The organism is Streptomyces sp. NPDC050617 (assembly GCF_040654795.1).
GTDB lineage: Bacteria > Actinomycetota > Actinomycetes > Streptomycetales > Streptomycetaceae > Streptomyces.
This window is the reverse complement of the sequence record NZ_JBFAIS010000022.1, coordinates 20,256-39,067: the sequence shown is the minus strand read 5'-3', so window position 1 is coordinate 39,067 and position 18,812 is coordinate 20,256. Positions and strand designations below refer to the sequence as shown.

At 71.0% G+C, this 18,812-nt stretch carries 18 protein-coding genes and 2 pseudogenes; 8 read left to right on the top strand and 12 right to left on the bottom strand.

Annotated elements, in window-relative coordinates:
- Positions 1-26 precede the first annotated feature (26 nt).
- Positions 27-1,244, bottom strand: a complete 1,218-nt coding sequence (locus AB0I49_RS26335; protein WP_363229564.1) for a helix-turn-helix transcriptional regulator — start codon at positions 1,242-1,244, stop codon at positions 27-29.
- Positions 1,245-1,441: 197 nt separating this feature from the next.
- Here AB0I49_RS26335 and AB0I49_RS26330 point away from each other — a divergent pair.
- A pseudogene (locus AB0I49_RS26330) lies at positions 1,442-1,644 on the top strand (transcriptional regulator); the annotation flags it as partial.
- Here the strand turns inward: AB0I49_RS26330 and AB0I49_RS26325 are convergent.
- Together AB0I49_RS26325 and AB0I49_RS26320 are read right to left on the bottom strand one after the other, a co-directional pair.
- Positions 1,625-2,083, bottom strand: a pseudogene (locus AB0I49_RS26325) (HAD family hydrolase); the annotation flags it as partial. The pseudogenes AB0I49_RS26330 and AB0I49_RS26325 overlap by 20 nt on opposite strands.
- Before the next feature lie 158 nt (positions 2,084-2,241).
- Complete coding sequence (locus tag AB0I49_RS26320) at positions 2,242-3,096, bottom strand: NAD(P)H-binding protein (protein WP_363229563.1); 855 nt, start codon at positions 3,094-3,096, stop codon at positions 2,242-2,244.
- 114 nt (positions 3,097-3,210) lie between these two features.
- Between AB0I49_RS26320 and AB0I49_RS26315 the strand changes: the two genes are divergently transcribed.
- A complete protein-coding gene (locus AB0I49_RS26315; protein ID WP_363229562.1) occupies positions 3,211-3,810 on the top strand; it encodes a TetR/AcrR family transcriptional regulator in 600 nt (199 codons plus the stop codon).
- A gap of 537 nt (positions 3,811-4,347) precedes the next feature.
- On the opposite strand, the gene AB0I49_RS26310 is transcribed toward AB0I49_RS26315, so the two are convergent.
- Positions 4,348-4,791: a MarR family winged helix-turn-helix transcriptional regulator gene (locus AB0I49_RS26310; protein WP_363229561.1), complete on the bottom strand. Its 444-nt coding sequence runs from the start codon at positions 4,789-4,791 to the stop codon at positions 4,348-4,350.
- A 190-nt stretch (positions 4,792-4,981) separates the two neighbouring features.
- On the opposite strand from AB0I49_RS26310, the gene AB0I49_RS26305 reads away from it, so the two are divergent.
- Positions 4,982-6,220, top strand: coding sequence for an MFS transporter (locus AB0I49_RS26305; protein ID WP_363229560.1), 1,239 nt, complete (start codon positions 4,982-4,984; stop codon positions 6,218-6,220).
- 87 nt (positions 6,221-6,307) lie between these two features.
- On the opposite strand, the gene AB0I49_RS26300 is transcribed toward AB0I49_RS26305, so the two are convergent.
- Complete coding sequence (locus AB0I49_RS26300; protein WP_363229559.1) at positions 6,308-7,162, bottom strand: alpha/beta hydrolase-fold protein; 855 nt, start codon at positions 7,160-7,162, stop codon at positions 6,308-6,310.
- Entirely contained in the window at positions 7,159-8,385 is a 1,227-nt protein-coding gene (locus AB0I49_RS26295; protein ID WP_363229558.1) for an amidohydrolase family protein, read from the bottom strand. The genes AB0I49_RS26300 and AB0I49_RS26295 overlap by 4 nt, the downstream gene beginning before the upstream one ends.
- Before the next feature lie 93 nt (positions 8,386-8,478).
- Between AB0I49_RS26295 and AB0I49_RS26290 the strand changes: the two genes are divergently transcribed.
- The 3 genes from AB0I49_RS26290 to AB0I49_RS26280 all read left to right on the top strand — a co-directional run bounded on the left by AB0I49_RS26290 (position 8,479) and on the right by AB0I49_RS26280 (position 10,187).
- A complete protein-coding gene (locus AB0I49_RS26290; RefSeq protein WP_363229557.1) occupies positions 8,479-9,075 on the top strand; it encodes a TetR/AcrR family transcriptional regulator in 597 nt (198 codons plus the stop codon).
- Between the two features lie 216 nt (positions 9,076-9,291).
- Positions 9,292-9,699, top strand: coding sequence for a spore-associated protein A (locus AB0I49_RS26285; protein ID WP_363229556.1), 408 nt, complete (start codon positions 9,292-9,294; stop codon positions 9,697-9,699).
- 29 nt (positions 9,700-9,728) lie between these two features.
- Positions 9,729-10,187 (top strand): spore-associated protein A, encoded by a 459-nt coding sequence (locus AB0I49_RS26280; protein ID WP_363229555.1) that lies wholly within the window; start codon positions 9,729-9,731, stop codon positions 10,185-10,187.
- A 142-nt stretch (positions 10,188-10,329) separates the two neighbouring features.
- On the opposite strand, the gene AB0I49_RS26275 is transcribed toward AB0I49_RS26280, so the two are convergent.
- Positions 10,330-11,391: a LysR family transcriptional regulator gene (locus AB0I49_RS26275; protein WP_363229554.1), complete on the bottom strand. Its 1,062-nt coding sequence runs from the start codon at positions 11,389-11,391 to the stop codon at positions 10,330-10,332.
- 245 nt (positions 11,392-11,636) lie between these two features.
- Between AB0I49_RS26275 and snpA the strand changes: the two genes are divergently transcribed.
- On the top strand, positions 11,637-12,299 hold the full coding sequence (gene snpA / locus AB0I49_RS26270) for a snapalysin (RefSeq protein WP_363229553.1): 663 nt from the start codon (positions 11,637-11,639) through the stop codon (positions 12,297-12,299).
- 175 nt (positions 12,300-12,474) lie between these two features.
- Here snpA and AB0I49_RS26265 read toward each other — a convergent pair whose 3' ends face one another.
- The 5 genes from AB0I49_RS26265 to AB0I49_RS26245 form a co-directional block, all read right to left on the bottom strand.
- Entirely contained in the window at positions 12,475-12,987 is a 513-nt protein-coding gene (locus AB0I49_RS26265; RefSeq protein WP_363229552.1) for an N-acetyltransferase, read from the bottom strand.
- A 112-nt stretch (positions 12,988-13,099) separates the two neighbouring features.
- Positions 13,100-13,750, bottom strand: coding sequence for a VTT domain-containing protein (locus AB0I49_RS26260; RefSeq protein ID WP_363229551.1), 651 nt, complete (start codon positions 13,748-13,750; stop codon positions 13,100-13,102).
- A gap of 326 nt (positions 13,751-14,076) precedes the next feature.
- Positions 14,077-14,553, bottom strand: a complete 477-nt coding sequence (locus tag AB0I49_RS26255) for a DoxX family protein (RefSeq protein ID WP_363229550.1) — start codon at positions 14,551-14,553, stop codon at positions 14,077-14,079.
- 203 nt (positions 14,554-14,756) lie between these two features.
- Positions 14,757-16,526, bottom strand: a complete 1,770-nt coding sequence (locus tag AB0I49_RS26250) for an alkaline phosphatase D family protein (RefSeq protein ID WP_363229549.1) — start codon at positions 16,524-16,526, stop codon at positions 14,757-14,759.
- Between the two features lie 173 nt (positions 16,527-16,699).
- A complete protein-coding gene (locus AB0I49_RS26245) occupies positions 16,700-17,434 on the bottom strand; it encodes an HNH endonuclease family protein (RefSeq protein ID WP_363229548.1) in 735 nt (244 codons plus the stop codon).
- A 232-nt stretch (positions 17,435-17,666) separates the two neighbouring features.
- Between AB0I49_RS26245 and AB0I49_RS26240 the strand changes: the two genes are divergently transcribed.
- Positions 17,667-18,491 (top strand): ABC transporter permease, encoded by an 825-nt coding sequence (locus AB0I49_RS26240; protein WP_363229547.1) that lies wholly within the window; start codon positions 17,667-17,669, stop codon positions 18,489-18,491.
- Positions 18,492-18,812 lie beyond the last annotated feature (321 nt).

Genomic DNA, 18,812 nt, shown 5'->3' with positions numbered 1-18,812 from the left:
TTCGCCACGGGGTAGGACGTCGTGTCCTACCCGCTCAGCCCAAGCCGATCAGCGAGCCCGAGAACCGGGGCGTCCCTCCGGGGCGCTCGACTGCGCAATTCCTCGACGAGCCGCCGCGACGTCGAGTGGTAGCGCATCCACTCCGGGGCAGCCTTCTCAGCGGACAGCAGGGCCCGCGCCGACTTGCTGTCGTCCTCAAGGTCGGCGTAGGCCAGAGCTCGGTCCACATGAAACCGGGCGCGCCATGTCGCAGGCAGCGAGTCCAGGTGGGGGACTGCTTGGGCGGCGTCGATCGCCGCACCGCTCTTGTCCATCTCCACCAAGAAATTGACCTTTGCGATGCCGGCGTTCGCCGGACCAAACGGCGTGGAATATACGAGGCGGTCATCTCCGACCAAGGCAGCGGCGGCTGTCGCCTTGTTCAACAGCTCCGTAACTGTCGTGTGCTTCTCCTGCCTCACCGCTGCTGTAGCGGCGCGCAGCAGGAGAATTCCCCACAGAGAGACTTCATCTGGTGCCGACCGGAAGGTCGGCTCGATCTTCTCGGCTTGGTTCAGGGCGATACGTTCCGCATCGGCGAGACGACCTTGTTTCGTGAAGATCCAGCTGAGCGAGGACATGGCCGCTGTTTCCAGATGCGGGTCGTCACATTGACGGATGGCTGCCAACGATCGCTCCATGGCCGTAAAGGCGGCATCTTCCTTACCGAGTGCGGTGAGCGTGGTAGCTGCTACTTGGTAGGCGACAGCCAGCACGGAGGAGGCGGCAGCGGCGTCGGCCCCGGTGAACGCGTGCGCGGCCATTCGGGCGTCCCGGATGAGCTGCGGCAGCAGCACGCCGATCTCGTTCACTCGCCCCTCGCGCCGAATGGTGCTCGTGGATTCCAGAGAATCGCGCAGCTGCACGATGGTCGGTGGCTCTTCGGCGTCTGAATCCCCGCCCAGCAGGTCATCGACCGGCGACACAGCTTGGCGCAGCGCGAGGAGGGACGGGAGCTCGTCTCCGGAAGCGCGAGTCTCGAATGTGCTCGGCTGGCCGACCAGGTAGGAGGGTTCGGTGTCGAGTGCCTTCGCCAACGCGTTGATAGTGGCGAGCCGAGCAGCCTTGCGCCGCCCCTGTTCCAACTTGCGTACCACGTCGACAGAGACGTTCGCGCGCTCGGCGAGCCTCTCCTGTGACAGGTTCCGCCGCCGGCGCAGTTCGCCGATGCGGTCGCCCATGCCCGATTCGAATGCCGTGCTCATTGGTACCTCCGCCAGAAGGTCTTGATGACACGGTACGCCTGCGCTCGGTTGCCGGAGCGGGGCCGTTCCAACGAGGGGAGAGCGTGCGGTGTGACGCCAGGGCCACCAACGCCCCCATACGGAGCGGATGTCGGTACTGTGCGCGAGCTCAGTACACACGCACCCGTGGTGGGAACCGCATGCACCACGCACGCCCGGCCGCCGCGGGGAGGCCGGAGGCAGCGTGCGAGTACGGTCCGCGCTCTCGATCAGCTCGCGATCACGTGGTACGCGACGGGCATGGACCGGGTGCGTGAGGTGCGGCGCGCCCTCGCACAGTGGCAGCACACACAGTGTGTCCGCGACCTCGACGACCGGCTGTACGGGGTGGGGGACGACGGTCAGCGCTCTCCAGCGTTGAACTTCGCGACCTTCTCCGACAACTCGTCGAGCGAGTCGATGCGGAGGGTCGTGATGCTGTCGGCTTCGGGGGCGCGCTGCTGGATGGTGCCCCAAGGGCCGCGCCGGATGAGCGCGGTCCGCATGCCGGCGGCGACGGCCGGTCGGATGTCGTTGTCGAGACGGTCACCCACGTACAGGATCTCCCCGGCCTCGAACGGCACCACCTGGGCGACGCGTACGAAGAACTCCGGGTCCGGCTTCGACGCGCCCCAGTCGTCCGACGTCCCGATGAGGTCGACGTCGTCGGCGAACAACTCGCGGAGGATGCGGTCGGCACGTACGGTCTGGTTGCCCGCGATCCCGAGCCAGAGGCCATCGGCACTCAACTGGGCGAGGGCCGTCCGTACGTCGGGGTAGAGGTCCTCCTCGCCGAAGTGCTCCGGCTTCCCGGCCGCCGCCGTCATACTCGCCGCGGTCTGCCTGCTCACTGCCTGGATGCCGCCCCTGCGCAGGTGCTCGCGGATCGCGCGGGAGGAGTGGAGCGATTCGCGCCCACCGCGTGTCCGTCAAGGGCATGCCCAGATCACCGATCAGGTGAGCGAAGAGAAGCTCGGCTTCAGGCGGCGGCATTGGCTGCGAGCCGGTCAGCGGCGGTGCGGGGCTCGCGGCCGAGGAGTTCGGTCAGCAGGGGGCCGGCTTCGGCGAAAAAGCCGGCGCGGGCGGCCTGGTACCAGGTGAGCATGAGCCGGGCCATCGGCTCCGGGACGCTGCCCGCGATCTGGTCGGCGATCCACTGTTCGTCGTCCAGGACGATGCGCTCCACAGGGCGACCGGTGAGGTCGGAGGCGATCTTGGCGACATCGTCGAAGGTGAGGGCGTTCGGCGCGGTGAGGTCGACCGGGCCGTCGAAGGAGCGGTCACCGGCGAGGAAGACCGCGGTGGCCTCGGCTATGTCGGCACGGTCGGTGTACGGGACGGGGCCGTCTTGCGGCTGGGCGATCACGCCGGTGCGCTGCCACGGGCCGAGCACCTGGTCGAGTGGGCCGTAGGCGGCGTTGCGCAGTGCGGTCCAGGCGACGCCCGAGTCGTCGAGGAGCGCCTCGGTGGCGATGTGGATATCCGACGGCCGGTACGGGTTGCCGGGGACGGCGCCCTGCTGGCTGGTGTAGAGGATGCGCCGGGCGCCGGCCGCGACGGCGGCTTCGACGGCGTTGCGGTGCAGGCCGACCATGTCGGCGGCCGGGTCGTTGCCGGACACCAGTAGGACCTGCTCGGCACCGGCGAAGGCGTCGCGCAGCGCGGCCGGATCCTCGTAGGCGCCCTGCCGTACGCGTACGCCGCGGTCGGCGAAGTGCTGCGCCTTGGCGGTGTCGCGGACGCTGATGCCGATGTGGTCGGCGGGTATGCGCTTGAGGAGGTGCTCGACGGTGGTGCCGCCCAGCCCGCCGGTGGCGCCAGTCACAACGATCATGTTCTTGACCTCCTGGAATCATAAATTGACCACACGGGTCAGTTTCGCTTCTGATGACGACCGTAGGTAAACTGACCGCATGAGTCAAGTTATGTCGATGAGCGGGAAGGGCCGGTGAACGCGGTGCCTGCGGGATCCCGGCTGCGCGCCGACGCCCGGCGTAATTCCGAACAGATCCGCTCTGCCGCGGTCGGCGCCTTCCGGGGGCAGGGCCTGACGGTGCCGCTGGAGGAGGTCGCCAAGGCGGCAGGGGTGAGCAAGGCCACGATCTTCAACCGGTTCGGCGGGCGGATCGGCCTCATCGAAGCCGTCATCGAAGAACTTGTGGCGAGTGAACTGTTCGCCGTCATCGACCACGCGCGAGCCATCGATGACGTGGGCGAGCGGATCACGTACTACCTCACCGCGCTCCGCGACCTCCAGTACCGCCAGCCCGCCTTCAACGACGTGCTGTTGCAGACGTATCCGCATTCGCAGCAGCTGATGGAGATCTGCCGGGTCGGAAGCGAGGCCAACGAGGAGCTCATCGCGGCGGCGCAAGCCTTTAATGCGCTGCGGCCGGAGTTCACGGCGGGCGACCTGCACGCTCTCGTCGTAGACAACGCCCTCGCTCTCAAGCACGGCGAGCGGCCTCCCCGGGACGACTACGACCGCCGCACCACCTACCTCCTGGACGGAATCCGAGGTCCCTTCCCTGCTTCTGGCGGACGATAGCCGGCCCCTTGCCCTGGTTGTCGCGCGTCGCCCTGCGGAGTCTTCTTCTGCGTTGTCGAAGCCTGCTGTGGAGGAGCGCACCGGCCGGAGCTCTGGCCGGATGTATGGTGGCTGAGGGGTGCGGGTGCGCGCCTTCTGTGATAGTCGGCGAAGCCGCCGCGGTGTGGGCGGTGCGGCGGCAGGGGCGTACTGGGAGTCGACTTGCGTAAGCCCGCTGCTCGCGGCCGGACCGGGCGTGGGAATCGTTCCCTGGCCGTGGCGCTCGTGCTGTTCTTCGTCACGTTTCCGCTGGTACAGCCGAAGGTGGAATTCGGCACTCTGGCGGGGTATTTGATTTGCGCGGTGTGGGGGGCGGGGTGCGGCGCTGTCGGGCTTGGGGCCGGCTGGCTGATCGCGCGCCGGGGGAGGGGTCGTTGAGCGCAGGCGCTCGCGGTGGTTCGGCTGCGTCGTCGGGGTACTCGCCGCTCCATGAACCGCGAGGGACGCCCTGCCGCCGAATCGCCGATACTTCCCGGTAGAGGGGGCCCGGCATCCGGCTCAGGCCGGATCCTCCAGGGCTTTGATGAGGAGATGGGACAGGCGGCGGAACTCCTCGGTGTTGGCTCTGCCGAACTGCTCCAGTGCCGGAGCCAAGCGGGCCTCGATCTGGATGAAGATCTCATCCATCACCTTGTGACCCTTGGCTGTGAGGTGGTTGTCCATCACCCGGCCCCGGGCCGGGGAGCGCTCCACCAGTCCCTCCTCCTGGAGGGTCCGGACGAGACGGCTGACGGCCTGCGGCGTGTGGACCGCGGCGCGCGCGAGTTCTGAAGCGGAGGCGCCGGGTGTGCGCTTCAGTTCCCGCAGTACCGTCCACTGCCCGAGGGTGAGCCCCAGAGGGTGGATGACCTGCTCGATCCGGTCGGCGAAGTGCTGCCGGATGATCCTGGACAGTGCACCGATTTCGATCCCCTGAGGCAGCGGGTCACCCGAGTTCGTCATGTTTGACATGGTACTCGTCGCGTTCTATGTTGAACCGAAGTTCAATATGGAATCCCAATTCTAGTACGGTCGACTGCTCGTTCGAGCGATCGAGGCTCCCTCGCAGGTCAGGGCGCAGGTCGCGCGCCGGCCGAGCTGTGGAGTCGACTCGGCTTCCGCCCCTCCTCGCGTACGTATCCGGAGGCAGACCATGCCCGTGCCCGCAGCCGCCCGCGCCACACCGGAGTCAACCGCGCGACAGCAAGCCCTGCCCGGCTGGCTGGTCGTACTCCTGGCCACTTCCTGCGGGCTGACCGTGGCCAACCTCTACTACGCCCAGCCGCTCCTGGAGATGCTGCGCCGGACCTTCCAGCTCCAGGACTCGACCGCCGGCCTGCTGATCACCCTGACCCAGCTCGGCTACGCCGCCGGCATGGTGTTCCTGGTCCCCCTCGGCGACCGCGTCGAGAACTCCCGGCTGGTCTCCGTCCTGCTCACCGTCACGGCTCTGGCCATGGCCGTCGGCTGCCTCGCCCCCACCTTCACCGTCCTGCTCATCGCCGCGCTCGTCGCGGGCGCCACCTCCGTCGTCGCACAGGTCCTCGTCCCCTACGCCGCCGACCTCGCCCCCGATCACCTGCGCGGCGCCGTGGTGGGCAAGGTCATGAGCGGACTGCTCGCCGGGATCCTGCTCTCCCGCACCGTCGCCAGCCTGCTCGCGGATGTCGCGGGCTGGCGCGCCGTCTACCTGGTCTCCGCCGTCCTGATGGCGATCCTGGCCCTCGTCCTGCGCCGCGCGCTGCCCCGCAGGGCCCCCACCAGCACCGATTCCTACGCCGCGCTGCTGCGTTCCATGGCCCGCCTGGTCCGCGTGCACCCGCGGCTGCGCCGCCGGTCCATCTACCACGCCTGCATGTTCGCCGCCTTCAGCGCGTTCTGGACGACCATCTCCTACGTCCTGACCGCAGCGCCGTACCACTACTCCCAGCTCCAGGTCGGCCTGTTCGCCCTCGTCGGCGCCGCCGGCGCGCTCGTCGCCCCCCTCGCGGGCCGCCTCGCCGACCGAGGGCTCGCCCACCGGCTCACCCCCGTGACCTGCTTGCTCGCCGCCGCCGCCCTCATCTGGGCCGGCCTGGCCGCTCACCAGATACTCGTCCTCGCCGCCGCCGCGGTCCTCCTGGACTGCGCCGTGCAGTGCTCCCTGATCTTCGGGCAGCACACCATCTACCAACTCGACGCAGCCGCCCGCGCCCGGATCACCAGCGTCTACATCGCCACCTTCTTCATCGGCGGTGCCATCGGCTCCCAACTCGGCACCCTCGCCTATCACTTGGGCGACTGGCAGTCGGTCACCCTCACCGCGGCGGCCTTCCCCGTCATCGCCGCGCTCGCCTGGACCACCGACCGCACCCACACGAGCGGGAAGCGCCGGGCGGCGGGCACGGCATGAAGCCTGCCCCGCCTGCTCCGCCTGCCCCGACAAATGATTCGGCCGCCTTGCCACGCAGTACCCGACCGCGCCGCGCAGCGCACGGTCCTATCGGGCACGGCAAGTCCTGAGATAGCTGAGGAACGACGCCTGTAGCCCAGTCACGTGCGTTTCGTGCGTGAGTGCGCTGGTGACGGATCCGCCGCGTGAGGTGAGGCGGTGAAGGAATGTAGCCGTGTTCTTCGTGAGATTCTGGTAGACCGCCAAATCACCGAGCATCTCCCGGTCGTTGAAGGTCACATGAAGCTTGGTGGCGGGCAGGGCGTCGCCCATTGCTTGCAGACGGGCGAAGACCTGACTGTCCGCATTGACGATGCCGGGGCTGCCCGCGCCGATGCTCTCGAAGAAGGTGCTGTTGGTGAGCCAGGCGTAGAGGCTGAAGAGTCCGCCGTAGGAATAGCCGAAGAGGCCGTGGCCGCTCGGGGCCGTGCCGTAGTCGCGTTCGATTCGCGGGTGCAGGTCGTCGGTAAGGAAGTCCAGGAACATATCCCCGCGGCTGTCGCGCAATTCGGCGAGGTACGCGTCGGCTTGCTCGCGCGTCGTCGTGCCCGCTTCCACCCCCATCTCCACCGCGTCGACGAACTCCTTCGCGATGGGTTCGCCGGGAGGCACGAGGTCTCGGTTGCGCAGCCGCTCCCAGTGCTCCGCTTCCTCGCCCGCGTACCCCACGCTGACCTGCACGTAGGGCTGAATCGGCTGCATGGGGTCCAGTTGCGTGACGATGAGCGGGGCGGTCATGCCCACGGCCCAGTTTCCGTCGAGCACGTACACGACAGGCGCCTGCGCCGCGGCGGGGTCGTAGCGCGGTGGCGTGGTGACCCAGACGCCGTAGTCGTGCCCGCCGTCGGAGCGCATTTCGAAGTAGTCGGTGTGGGCGAGGCAGCCCTGCCACATGGTGCTCATCTGAGGTCCTTTACGATGCGGCCGGCCTGGATTACGAGGACGGCGTCGGCGGGGTTGGAGAACAGTTCCGGGTCTTCGAGCGGGTTGCCGTTCCAGAGAACGAGGTCTGCCCGCGCGCCGGGAGCGATGACACCCGCCTGACCGGACAGGCCGAGGATCTCCGCGTTGGTCCGGGTCGCCGCCACGAGCGCTTCCATCGGCGACTCAAGGGCTGCGCGCAGGGTGAGTTCTCTGCCGCGACGGTCCTGGGCCGGGCCGATGAGGTCGGAACCCAGCCCGACCCGTACCCCCGCGTGCTTGGCGACGGCCAGCGCCTCCGCCATCCGCTCGCGTGCGCCCTCGGCCCGGTCGCGGGTCGACTCGGCGAGACCGGCTCCGGCGGTGTCGTGCAGCAGTTGCTCGACGACGGCGAACGTGGGCACGAGGGCGACGCCGCGAGCGGCCATCAGGGCCGCTGTGGATTCGCCGAGGCCGGTGCCGTGCTCGACACAGCGCGCCCCGGCCTCGACCGCGTTGCGGATGCCGTCGTCGTTGTGGGCGTGCACCGTCACGTAGGTGTTCCGTGCCGCGGCTTCTTGAACCGCGACGGCGATCTCCTCGACGGTGAACTGGGTGTCGGTCAGCCGGTCATGTGCGCCCACCACTCCGCCGGTGACGCAGAGCTTCAGGAAGGAGGCTCCGCGGCGGAAGGCTTCGCGGACGTTGTGCCGCAGTTCGTCCGCGTTGCCCGCCATCATGGAGAGGGCGCACAGGCCCGGGATGTGGTGGCTGCTCCACAGCTCGGTGGGTTCCCATGCGGCCCCGTAGTAGCCGTGCCCGCCGATCTGGCACTGAACAGGTCCGCACGACAGGACGCGGGGCCCTCTGACCTTGCCCTTCGCGATCGCGGTGACGACACCGCCGTCGATCCCGCCGGTGTCGCGGACGGTGGTGAAGCCGGCGTCGAGCGTCGCACCGGCCGTGGCGAAGATGTCCGCCGCGAGCTCGGCGGCGCTCACCTGGAACGAGAAGTGCGGCTGGATCGGGCTCGACAGGCCCAGGTGGACGTGGGCGTCGATCAGGCCGGGCGTCATCGTCAGCCCCTCGGCGTCGAGACGCTCGCCGTGCCCGCCGGCGGCGCCGAGCCGGGTGATGCGGCCGTTCTCGATGGTGACGTCGGCGTCGCCGGGATCGCGTCCCGAGCCGTCGATGACCGTCGCGCCGACGATATGAGCAGGTCCCATAGCCGATCCTCCGCCGTTGCGAGCTGACTGCGACCATGTGTGGAGCGACACGGAACCGCCGGATTTTTCTTTTCCAATGGATAAACTAGGGGAGTGACCCTGTCAACCTCGGAACGCAAGGGCAGTGCGCGCGAGCGACTCCTGGCACGGCTTCTCGACGCCTTCGGCGAGGCCCTTCCCCCGCCGGAGATGTCGCTCCGCGAGGTCGCCGCCCGGATCGACACCAGCCACGCCCTGCTGCGCTACCACTTCGGGTCGCTCTCGGGCGTCTTGGCCGCCATGCTCAACGCGCAGCGATCCCGTGACAACGAGGCGCTTCTGGGCGCCGCCCAGCAGGGCACCTTCGACGAATTCGTCGCGGCGATCTGGCGTACCTACTCCCGGCCGGAGCAGTTGTCGCGCGCCCGCGGCTTCTTCTACGTCGTCGGACTGGCCGCGTACGGGCCCGAGGACTTCCGTGAGTTCGTGGAGTCGATCGACGACCTGACCGTGATGCTGGCCTCGCTCGCGGAACGCGAAGGGCTCGACGCGAAGGAGGCGCGGGACGCGGCCACCGTCACCATTGCCGCGATTCGCGGCCTCCTCTTGCAGGAAGTCCTGGCCCCCGGAACCCGCCCGGAGGACGCGGTCGCCTTGATTCTGCGCATGCGAGAGGACCGATCCGTTCCACGGTCACGCCCGGAGCGTTAAGCGGGCCCCTCGGACCTTGCCGCCGCCTCGCCCGTGGGCTTGTTCCGGGGTTGCGGCGGAGGGGATTAGCCGCAACTCACCCATCCGTGGCAGTAGTTCACTCGTGCTGTACAACCATCCCCGGGCCCTGCGTGTCTCTTGATGCGCAATGGCAATCGAAATGGGGAGGGTTTCGTGAAGCGTGTGCGTATCGCGGCGGGGGCTGCCGTGTTTGCGATGGCGAGTTTGGGAGTGCTGGCGACGGGTACGGCGGCGTCGGCTGCTTCCGGCGCGGCGGGGGCCGCCTATAACGGGGCGTGCGGGACGGGTTACGGCGTCGTGAATTCCGCGCCGATCGGGAACAAGGGCAAGGTGTATCTCACCTACAGCTCCGCCACCGGCAAGAACTGTGTGGTCACCGTACGCGCTGCCGCCGGGGCGCCCGTACGCATGGCCGCCTGGGTGCAGTTGGTGGAGGAGCACGAGTCGACGCCGGTCGTCGACTCCGGCACGTACGGCACGTACGCGGGGCCGGTGTATCTCGACGCCAAGGGCCGGTGCGTCAACTGGGGCGGGGCCATCGAGAACCAGGACGTCACGGTCAACAAGTCCAACTGCGGCACATTCGCCAAGACGGCTCGCTGACAGCTGACAGCTGATAAGGGGAGAGTTTCATGAAGCGTTCGATTCTCAAGGCCGGGGCCGTCGCCTTTGCCGCAGCAAGCGTTTCCACCGTCCTCGCCGCCACCACTGCCTCCGCCGCCCCTGCCGCCTCCGCCGACCCCGCCCCGCCGGTCGCTGCCTACAACGGCGTCTGCGGCAAGGGCTACAACGTCGTGAATTCCGCCCCCATCGGCAGCCGCGGCGTCGTCTATCTGACCTACAGCTCCGCCACCGGCAAGAACTGTGCCGTGACCATCCGCAACACCGCCGGCGCACCCGTCTTCGTACGGACCTGGGTCGGCCAGAGCGGCGGCCACGGCTCTCCCGCGTCGGACAGCGGGCAGTACGGCACGTACGCCGGGCCCGTCTACCTCGCTGCCCGCGGCTCCTGCGTCGACTGGGGCGGCGAGATCGACGGGGTGTCCGTCACCACCACCGCGACCAACTGCGGGACTTTCGCCCGGAGTTAGCGGCAGTGAGGCAGTGATGCAGTGAGTTCCGGGGGCGTCCGGCGTTGTCCGCGCGGGGCGCCCCCTCCTACGGGCGCGGGCGCGGGCGCGGGCAGCGGAACGTGGAGCGGTACGCGCTCGGCGAGACCCCCAGCGCCGACTGTCAGAGGTCCGCCGGCTGGAAGCTTTCCCGCGCGTCGTCGTCTCCCCTCAGCACCCGGCGCATGCGCGTCGAACAGCCGTTGGCGGTGGGCAGCGGGTCCTCCGGGGCGTCGAGGAGAGGGCTGCCGTGATGCAGCAGCCACTCCAGATAGACCGGATTCGCCCGGGCCAGTTCCAGATACGACGCCTTGAGGTCCGCGTACAGGGCGTCGAACTCGGCGGCGGCGAAGGACCTCGCCCGCGACACCAGCAGCAGCCGGACCGCCAGCGGATCGCCGCACAGCGGACGGATCACCGTGCCGCGGTACGGGGGCGAGGTCGGCTGGCAGGGGCGTACGGCCTCGCCCGCGGCGGCCAGTTCGGCGGCGGTGGTGTTGTCGCGCACGTGCACCATGCGCGGGTCGAGCCCGGCCAGCGTGAAGACGCGGCGCATCGCCGCGCCCTCGTGGTCGGCCGTCGGGTCCACCATCCACGCGTCGTCGGCCAGCATCGACAGCGGCACCACCGTGCGCGGCGCCGCCTCGTGCGCGGCGGAGAGCGTGACGAACTGCGGCTCGCGGGCGACCAGCACGCGCTGCTCCACGCCGGGCGGCAGGCGCAGCGGGAACCCCTCGGGCTCGTGCACGAAGGCGATGTCGAGCTGGTTCGTCGCGACCATCTGGAGCAGCGTGTGCGCGGAGACGTCGATGTGGATCGTGGTGTCCGTGTCCGGGAACCGGGCGTGCACGCGGCGCAGCCAGCCCGCGACCGCCCGGCTGCCGACGCTCCCGATCCGCAGCCGCGCCGCGCCCGCGTCCACGACCGCGTCCCGCGCGGCGGTGACCAGGGCGGTCATCTCGGCCACTATGGGCCGGGCGCGGGACAGCACCGAGTGCCCCAGCGGGGTGGGTCTGCTGCCCGTCTGCTCGCGGGTGAACAGCAGGCCGCCGATGGCCTTCTCGATGCGTCGGAGCTGTGTGGTCAGCGAGGGCTGGGTCATGCCCAGTTGCAGCGCGGCCTTGCGCACGCTGCCTGTGTCGGCGATCGCGCACAGTGCGCGGAGGTGCCTCACATCGAGCTCCACGGCCGGAGCATAACGGCGCTCCCGCGAGGCACACCAGACGCTTAAAGCGCGCGAACAGGACGTTTGTGCGAGGAGATCAGGTCAGCGAACGGTCCGGAGATTGGACCGGGCTATGCCTCACTGGCATCATCCGCGCCGCCGAGAAGTCGGCGGACACTCTGCGGGACCAAAAAATTCCCCGGCGCGCCCCCTGCCGTTGCCCACCAGCGGCCGGCGGCGCCCCGGCTCGAATGGGAGTCCCCCACATGACCCGTTCCAAGACCGTGTTCTCGGTGGTGCTCGGACTGGGCCTGGCCGCCTCGATGACGGCCCTGCCCACCGCCGCCTCGGCGGCCGACCACTCCACCCAGCAGTACACCGTTTCCTCGTACGCCGGGTCGGCCGCCGACCAGGCCAACAGCAAGGCGTTCTTCGACGCGGTGATGAAGGTCGCCAGAGCGAAGAAGGCGGCCAACCCGAACCTGGCGGTCGTGACCGTCACCTACGACGCCAGCCGCGCACCGTCGTTCGCCTCGCAGATAGCCAGCAGCACCCAGATCTGGAACAGCGCCGTCCGCAACGTCCAGTTGCGTGCGGGCAGCGGTCGCGGCGACTTCTCGTACCGCGAGGGCAACGACGCGCGCGGCTCGTACGCCAGCACGGACGGCCACGGCCGGGGGTACATCTTCCTCGACTACCGGCAGAACCAGCAGTACAACTCGGTGCGCGTGGTCGCCCACGAGACCGGGCACGTGCTCGGCCTTCCGGACCACTACTCCGGCCCGTGCAGCGAGCTGATGTCGGGCGGCGGCCCCGGCACCTCCTGCCAGAACACGCAGCCGAACGCCCAGGAGCGGGCCCGCGTCAACCAGCTGTGGGCCAACGGCATCAGCCCCTTCGACAAGGACGCCTTCCGTAAGGTCCGCTGAGCGAGCGTACGCGTGTGCGTGCGCGCGTGAGCCGTCGGTAGGGCGGGCGGCAGCGGCTCGGTTCCTTGTGGCCCGGCCGCTGCCGCCTCGCCCGCGTTCCGTCGGGCGCGCTGTTGCCCGTACGGCCGGTACGGCCCCCGCGTACGGCCCCCGTGTACGTCCCCGTGTACGTCCTTCAGTCGATCCCGAACGCCGCCGCGTACCGCACCATCCCGCTCGGCAGCCCCGCCGACGGGTCCAGGCTCAGCGCCATGAACGCCTCCTCCGGCCACTCCTGCGGCGCCAGGATGCCGAAGCGGGACGCCGGCTCGAACCCGAACCGGGGATAGTACGGCGGGTGGCCGAGCACGATCGCGGCCCGCTCGCCGGCCGCGCGGGCCGCGTCGAGGACCGAGCGGATCACGGCGTCGCCGGCGCCCCGCCGCTGCCAGTCGGGGAGCACCGAGCAGGGGGCGAGCGCCACGGCCGGCGCGTCGCCGACCCGGCAGCGGGTCAGCAGGGCGTGGGCGACGACCTCGCCCTCCGGCGTCTCGGCGACGTGGCTCAGCCCCGGCAGCCAGCCGGGGTCGGTGCGCAGCGCGTCGATCAGGTCGGCCTCGCCGGAATTGCCGAAGGCGTCGAGGGTGATGCGGCGTACGGTCTCGAAGTCCGCGGGGGTTTCGGGGCGGACGGTCCACGGGGAGCTCATCGGACCATGGTCCCACCGGGGTGATCAGCAGGGCGTGCGGGCGGGCGCGTGGGCGGTGCGCTACGGCGCGGGCTGTTCGACCCGATGCGCGGGCGGGTGCGCGGGTGGTGCGCTACGGCGCGGGGTTCTCGCGGGGCTCGCGGGGGCGGCGCATCAGGAAGCCGGCCCCCGCGCCCGCCGCGAAGAGGGCGAACACCGAGACCGCCGTGCCGAGCCAGGTCGCCCCCAGCCACTGGCCGCCGAAGTAGCCGAGGCTCACGCTGTACGCGGCCCAGACCACCCCGGCCAGGGCCGACCAGGGCAGGAACTCGGCGACGTCGCGGTGCATGACGCCCGCGCCGATGCTCACCACGGAGCGGCCGGCGGGTGCGAAGCGGGCCAGTACGACGAGGGGGCCGCCGCCCCGCGACAGCGCCGTGCCGATCTTGTCCTGGGCGGCGGCGAGCTTGCGGGAGCGGGCCATGGCGCGGTCGAAGCGGGCGCCGCCGCGCCAGGCGAGCCGGTAGGCGACGAGGTCGCCGAGGACGGAGGCGGTGGCGGCGCACAGCATCAGGGAGAACATCGTGGAGACGTCGTGCGCGGGGTGGACCGGGGTGGCGCCGCCGACCGCGTCCGCGGCGGTCGAGCCGGCGGCGGCCGTGGCGGCGGTGATCACCAGGACGCCGCTGGGCAGTACGGGGAGGAAGACGTCGAGCAGGACGGACAGGCCGACGATCACATAGATCCATGGTGGGTCGGCCAGTGACCCCAACTGCTCCAACACGTCCTGATCTCCCGGTACGGTCCCCCGCCGCGGTGTCGCAGGGGAGCGGCAGGAGCGGCCTTCACAGCCGTACAGCGTACGCCTGCGCCACGCGGGTCACGGGTGTGGGGGTGTGTGCGCCGGTCCGAAGCGCCGGGCGGGGCCCCGGCCGATGGACGGGGCCCCGGTGGCGCGATGAGCGGAGTGGGTGGGTTGAGGGGAGTGAGCGGATTGATGGGAGTGGGTGGGTTGAGCGGTGATGGAGCTGAGCGAACGGATGGAGCGGAGTGAGCTGTGCGGGCCGGGCCGGGGCGGTCGAGCGGGTCCGCGGGCCCGGCCGGGTCGCGTCAGCCGATGGCGCTGGGCTCGCGCTGCTGCGCCGTGGCCGGCGCCCCCTGGCGGGAACGGGCGAGTACCCGGTCCAGGGCGAGGGGGCCGGGGCCGGTGAAGACCAGCAGCAGGAAGGCCCAGCAGAACATGGCGGAGGCTTCGCCGCCGTTGAGCAGCGGCCACAGGCCCTCGGGGGCGTGGGTGCTGAAGTACGCGTACGCCATGGAGCCGGAGGAGATCAGGGCGGCCGTCCGGGAGCCGACGCCGAGCAGCACCAGGATGCCGCCGACGAACTGGATCACTGCCGCGTACCAGCCGGGCCAGGTGCCCGCCGCGACGGTATCGCCGCTGCCGCCGGCTCCGCCGAGTATGCCGAAGAGGGCCGCCGCGCCGTGGCAGGCGAAGAGGAGCCCGACGACGATCCGGAAGAGGGAGAGGGCGTAGGGCTTGGCCGTGGCGAGCCGGTCGCTCAGGGGGGCGTTGGTGGGGGGCATGGCGGGGACTCCTCGTGTCGGGGACGGAAACGAGGGACCCAGGTTAGGTTGACCTAATCGTTACTTGCAAGTTCAAGTTCTTGTTTTGGTACAGACAAATTCGATGTACCGACCACCCTCCGTCTCACGCGCATCACCGCGCCGCCGGCCGTCCGCGCCGCGGAATTCGGGCCTCCGGCGGATGGGCGGGGGAGCCGCCCAGGTCACGGCGGTGGCTGCGTGCTCAGCGGCGCCCGCGGCGTCCGCGGCGCCTGCGGCGACAGCTCCGTCTCCATGGCCACCCTCAGTTGGTTGACCGTTCGACTGAACGGACCCTTCCGACGACTGAGCGGACCGCCCCGGCCCTTGCCGCGCCCCCGCCGCGCCGCGCCCGCCTGATCGAGACGCAGCCGCGCCCCGCGCCCGCGCAGCGTCAGCGTCATCAGCTGATTGCCGAACCAGGGCCCGCCCGTCCGGCGCCACTCCACCGCCGGCGGCGCCACCCGCCCGTGCCGCGCGAAGCCGCGCCCCAGCCACCGTCCGGCCCGGCTCCAGCCGAACCGGAAGCCGTGCCGTATCGAGGCGGGGATGCTGTTGTGCACCGGCGAGCACGTCAGCTGGAGCACCCGGCTCTCCAGCCCGCCCGGAACGCGCCCGAACTCCGGCTCGGCCACGTACGCGTGGTGCACGTCGCCCGACAGCACGCTGATCGTCGCGGGCGCGCCGGGACCGCCGCCCACCGTCGCGATGAGCTCGGCGAGCGCGTCGAAGGAGGCGGGGAACGCCGCCCAGTGCTCCAGGTCCGCCCGCTGCCGCAGCCTCTCGCCCAGCCGCGCCCAGCGCGGACCGCGCTCACCCCGGCAGACCGCCGCGTTCCACGCCTCCACGTCGTGCACGAAGTGCGGCAGCAGCCACGGCAGCGACGTGCCGATCAGGAGGTGGTCGTACGCGCCGGGGCCGCCGTCGAGCGCCGCCGACCGCAGCCACTCGGCCTCCGTCGGGGCGAGCATGGCCCGGCGGTCCTCGTCGAGCACCCGCGCGGCGCGGGTGTCGACCATCAGCAGCCGTACGCGGCCGAAGTCGCGGCGGTAGCTCCAGCGGGCGCCGGTCGGATCGGCGTCGGCGCGGGCCGCGAACTCCCGTACCAGCTCCGTGCCGTCACGCGCCTCGCACACCGCCCCGTACAGCTTGTCGGCGGCCAGCTCGTCGGGCGAGAGATTGCCCAGGTGCTGGTGGACCCAGTACGACATCAGCCCGCTGAGCAACCGTTCCTGCCACCACGGCGTCGCCCGCATCTCCTCCTGCCACGCCTCGCTGGTGTTCCAGTCGTCGATGATGTCGTGATCGTCGAAAACCATGAGCGAGGGGACGGTCGAGAGCAGCCAGCGGATCTCGGGGTCCAGCCAGGACTCGTAATACAGCCGCGTGTACTCCTCGTAGTCCGCCACCTGATGCCACGGCGGCTCGGCCAGATCGCGGCGCGCGGCGAGCCAGCGGCGCGTCTCGGGGGAGGTCTCGTCGGCGTAGACCTGGTCGCCCAGCAGCAGCAGTACGTCCGGACGCTCGGCGCCGGGGCGGCGGGCGAGGTCGCCGGCCAGCGTGTCGAGGGCATCGGGCCCGACCGGGTCGTGCCCCCGGTCGGACGGCGCGGCCGCCCACCGGCAGGAGCCGAACGTGACGCGCAGCGCGGCGTCCCGGCACTCCGGCATCCGGATCGTGCTCTCGGGGAAGGGCGAGCCGGCCGGCGGCCACACCTCCTCGCCGTCGAGCCGCACGCGGTAGGCCGTCTCCGTGCCCGGCCGCAGCCCGGTGACCGGGATGAGCGCGTAATGATGGCCCGCTATCTGCCAGCTGCGGGCCGAACCGCCGGCGCCGTCCGCGCAGCGCACCTCCGCCGTACAGGGCCGGTCGGCCTCGATCCAGATGGTGGCGCTCTCGCCCGCTTCCCCGTCGATGTACCGAAGCAGTGGTCCCAATCGCAGGCCGGCGGTCATGCGGGCCTCCCTCCGTCGTCCCGTACGGTACGGAACGACGGAGCGGGGCCGTGAGTTTCCCGCCCGGCCGGGCGCGGCCGGAAGCTGACCGGGGACTGCCCGGCGGGAAGCCGATCAGGGACTGCCCGGCGGGAAGCCGACCAGGGCCTGCGCGGCCGGTTGGTGACTGCCTGTCAGCAGCCGTTCAGGATCGAGGAGAGCTTGGTCTTCTCGGCCGAGTCGACGGTGAGCTTGTAGTGGTGCTTCACCGTGACCCACATACGGGCGTACGTGCAGGCGTAGGAGTTGAGCGGCGGCATCCACTGCGCCGGGTCCTTGTCGCCCTTCTGCTGGTTGACGTTGTCGGTGACCGCGATCAGCTGCGGCCGGGTCAGGTCGTTGGCGAACGCCTTGCGCTGCTCCTGGGTCCAGGAGTTCGCTCCGGAGCGCCACGCCTGGGCGAGCGGCACGATGTGGTCGATGTCCAGATCGGACGCGTCCGTCCAGGTGGCCCCGTCGTACGCCGACTTCCAGGTGCCCTTGACCGCAGCGCACTTGGCGTCCTGCTCGACGCCCTTCCCGTCCCGCTTGAGCACGACCTCGCGGGTGTTGCAGGCGCCGCTCTGGGTGATCCAGTGCGGAAACTTCGACCGGTCGTAGCCGTCCATCGACCCCTCGGCCTTCACCGTCAGCTCGCCCAGGTACGTACGGGCGGTGGCGGCGTCCGGCGGGGCGGGCGGGTCGGCCTGGGCGGCCGGGCCGTTCAGGACGATCGCGCCGAGCAGGGCGGCGAGGCCGCCCGCCACCGCCGCGCGACGCGCGTAGACGCGGCGGAAGGAGGAACCGCCGCGCGGGGAGGGGCCGCCGCGCGGGGCGGAGGCGGAGGGGGAAACGTTTCGGAAGACGGAGGCGTTGCGCGGACCGGACATGCGAACTCCCTCGGTGTGGGGGGTGTTGGCCGTTGCACCACGGCCAGGATCGGCGCGCCGGGTTTCCGTGGGGTGGGCGCCAAGTAACAGCGTGACGACGCGATCATGTCAAGGCAAGAGGTTGGGCCATCTGACGCGGTGCCACTCACCCGCACCAGGCGTCGCGTTGGCCGCGCCCGTCCGGCCGTACGCTGCTCAGGTGTTCGCTGCCCCAGCCGCCCCACCGGTACCGATGGCTTCGCCGGTCCTGTCCGCCCCGCCCCTCGCCTCCGCCGCGCTGCTCCCGGTCAACGCCACCCTCGGAGTCGTGCTGGCCGTGCTGCTCGTGGCGGCCGTGGGGGTCGCGGCGTTCGCCCGCCTCGCCGACGGCCGGGGCCGGGGGTACGCACGCGCCATCGCGGCCTCCGGGGCGCGCGCGACCCTCCAACTCGCCGCGGTCTCCTACGTCATCGGCTTCGTGGTGCACTCGGTCCCGCTGCTGCTGGCCTTCATCGCGCTGATGTTCCTCGTGGCCGTACGCACCTCCGGCCGCCGCATCACGGACAACGGGACCTGGTGGTGGACGGCCGTGCCGATCGGGGCCGGGGTGGCGCCGGTCGTCCTCGCGCTGCTGCTGACCGGGCTCGTACCGCTCAAGGGCATCGCGCTCATCCCGATCACCGGCATCCTCATCGGCGGCGGCCTCACCGCGACCGTGCTCGGCGGGCGGCGCGCGCTCGACGAGCTGCACGTCCGGCGCGGCGAGGTGGAGGCGGGCATGGCGCTCGGCCTCCTCGACCGCGAGGCGCGGCTGGAGATCGCCCGCCCGGCCGCCTCCGACGCGCTGCTGCCGGGGCTGGACCAGACCCGGACGGTGGGGCTGGTCACCCTGCCCGGCGCGTTCGTCGGAATGCTGCTGGGCGGGGCGTCACCGGTGCTGGCGGGGGCGGTGCAGCTGTTCGTGCTGGTCGCGCTGATGGCGGTGCAGGCGGTGGCCGTGGCGGCCGTGCTGGAGCTGATCGCGCGGGGCGTGATCCACCGGGAGGCGGCGGGCGGGGCGGCCCGGGGCGGCGGCTGAGAGCGGGGCGGCTCGACGCCACCCCGGACAGCGCCTGCACCGCTCCCGCCCTCACCGTCGCCCGGCAACCCCTGGAGGCGATGGCGGCCCAGGCCGTCGATCTGCTGCTCGGCGGTGAGACCGCGGTGCCGTCCATTTCGGCCCCCCTCGTCGTCCGGGCCGGCTGCGGGTGCGCGGCCACTGCTTCCTGAGGGGTGCCACCGCAGGTCCCGCCGGTGCGGCGGCGTCAGGAGGCGGCAACCCCAGTCGGGGCCGCAGGCCCGGGGGTGCGGGCCCGGGGGTGCGGGCCCGGGGGTGTGGGCCCGGGGGTGCGGGCCTACG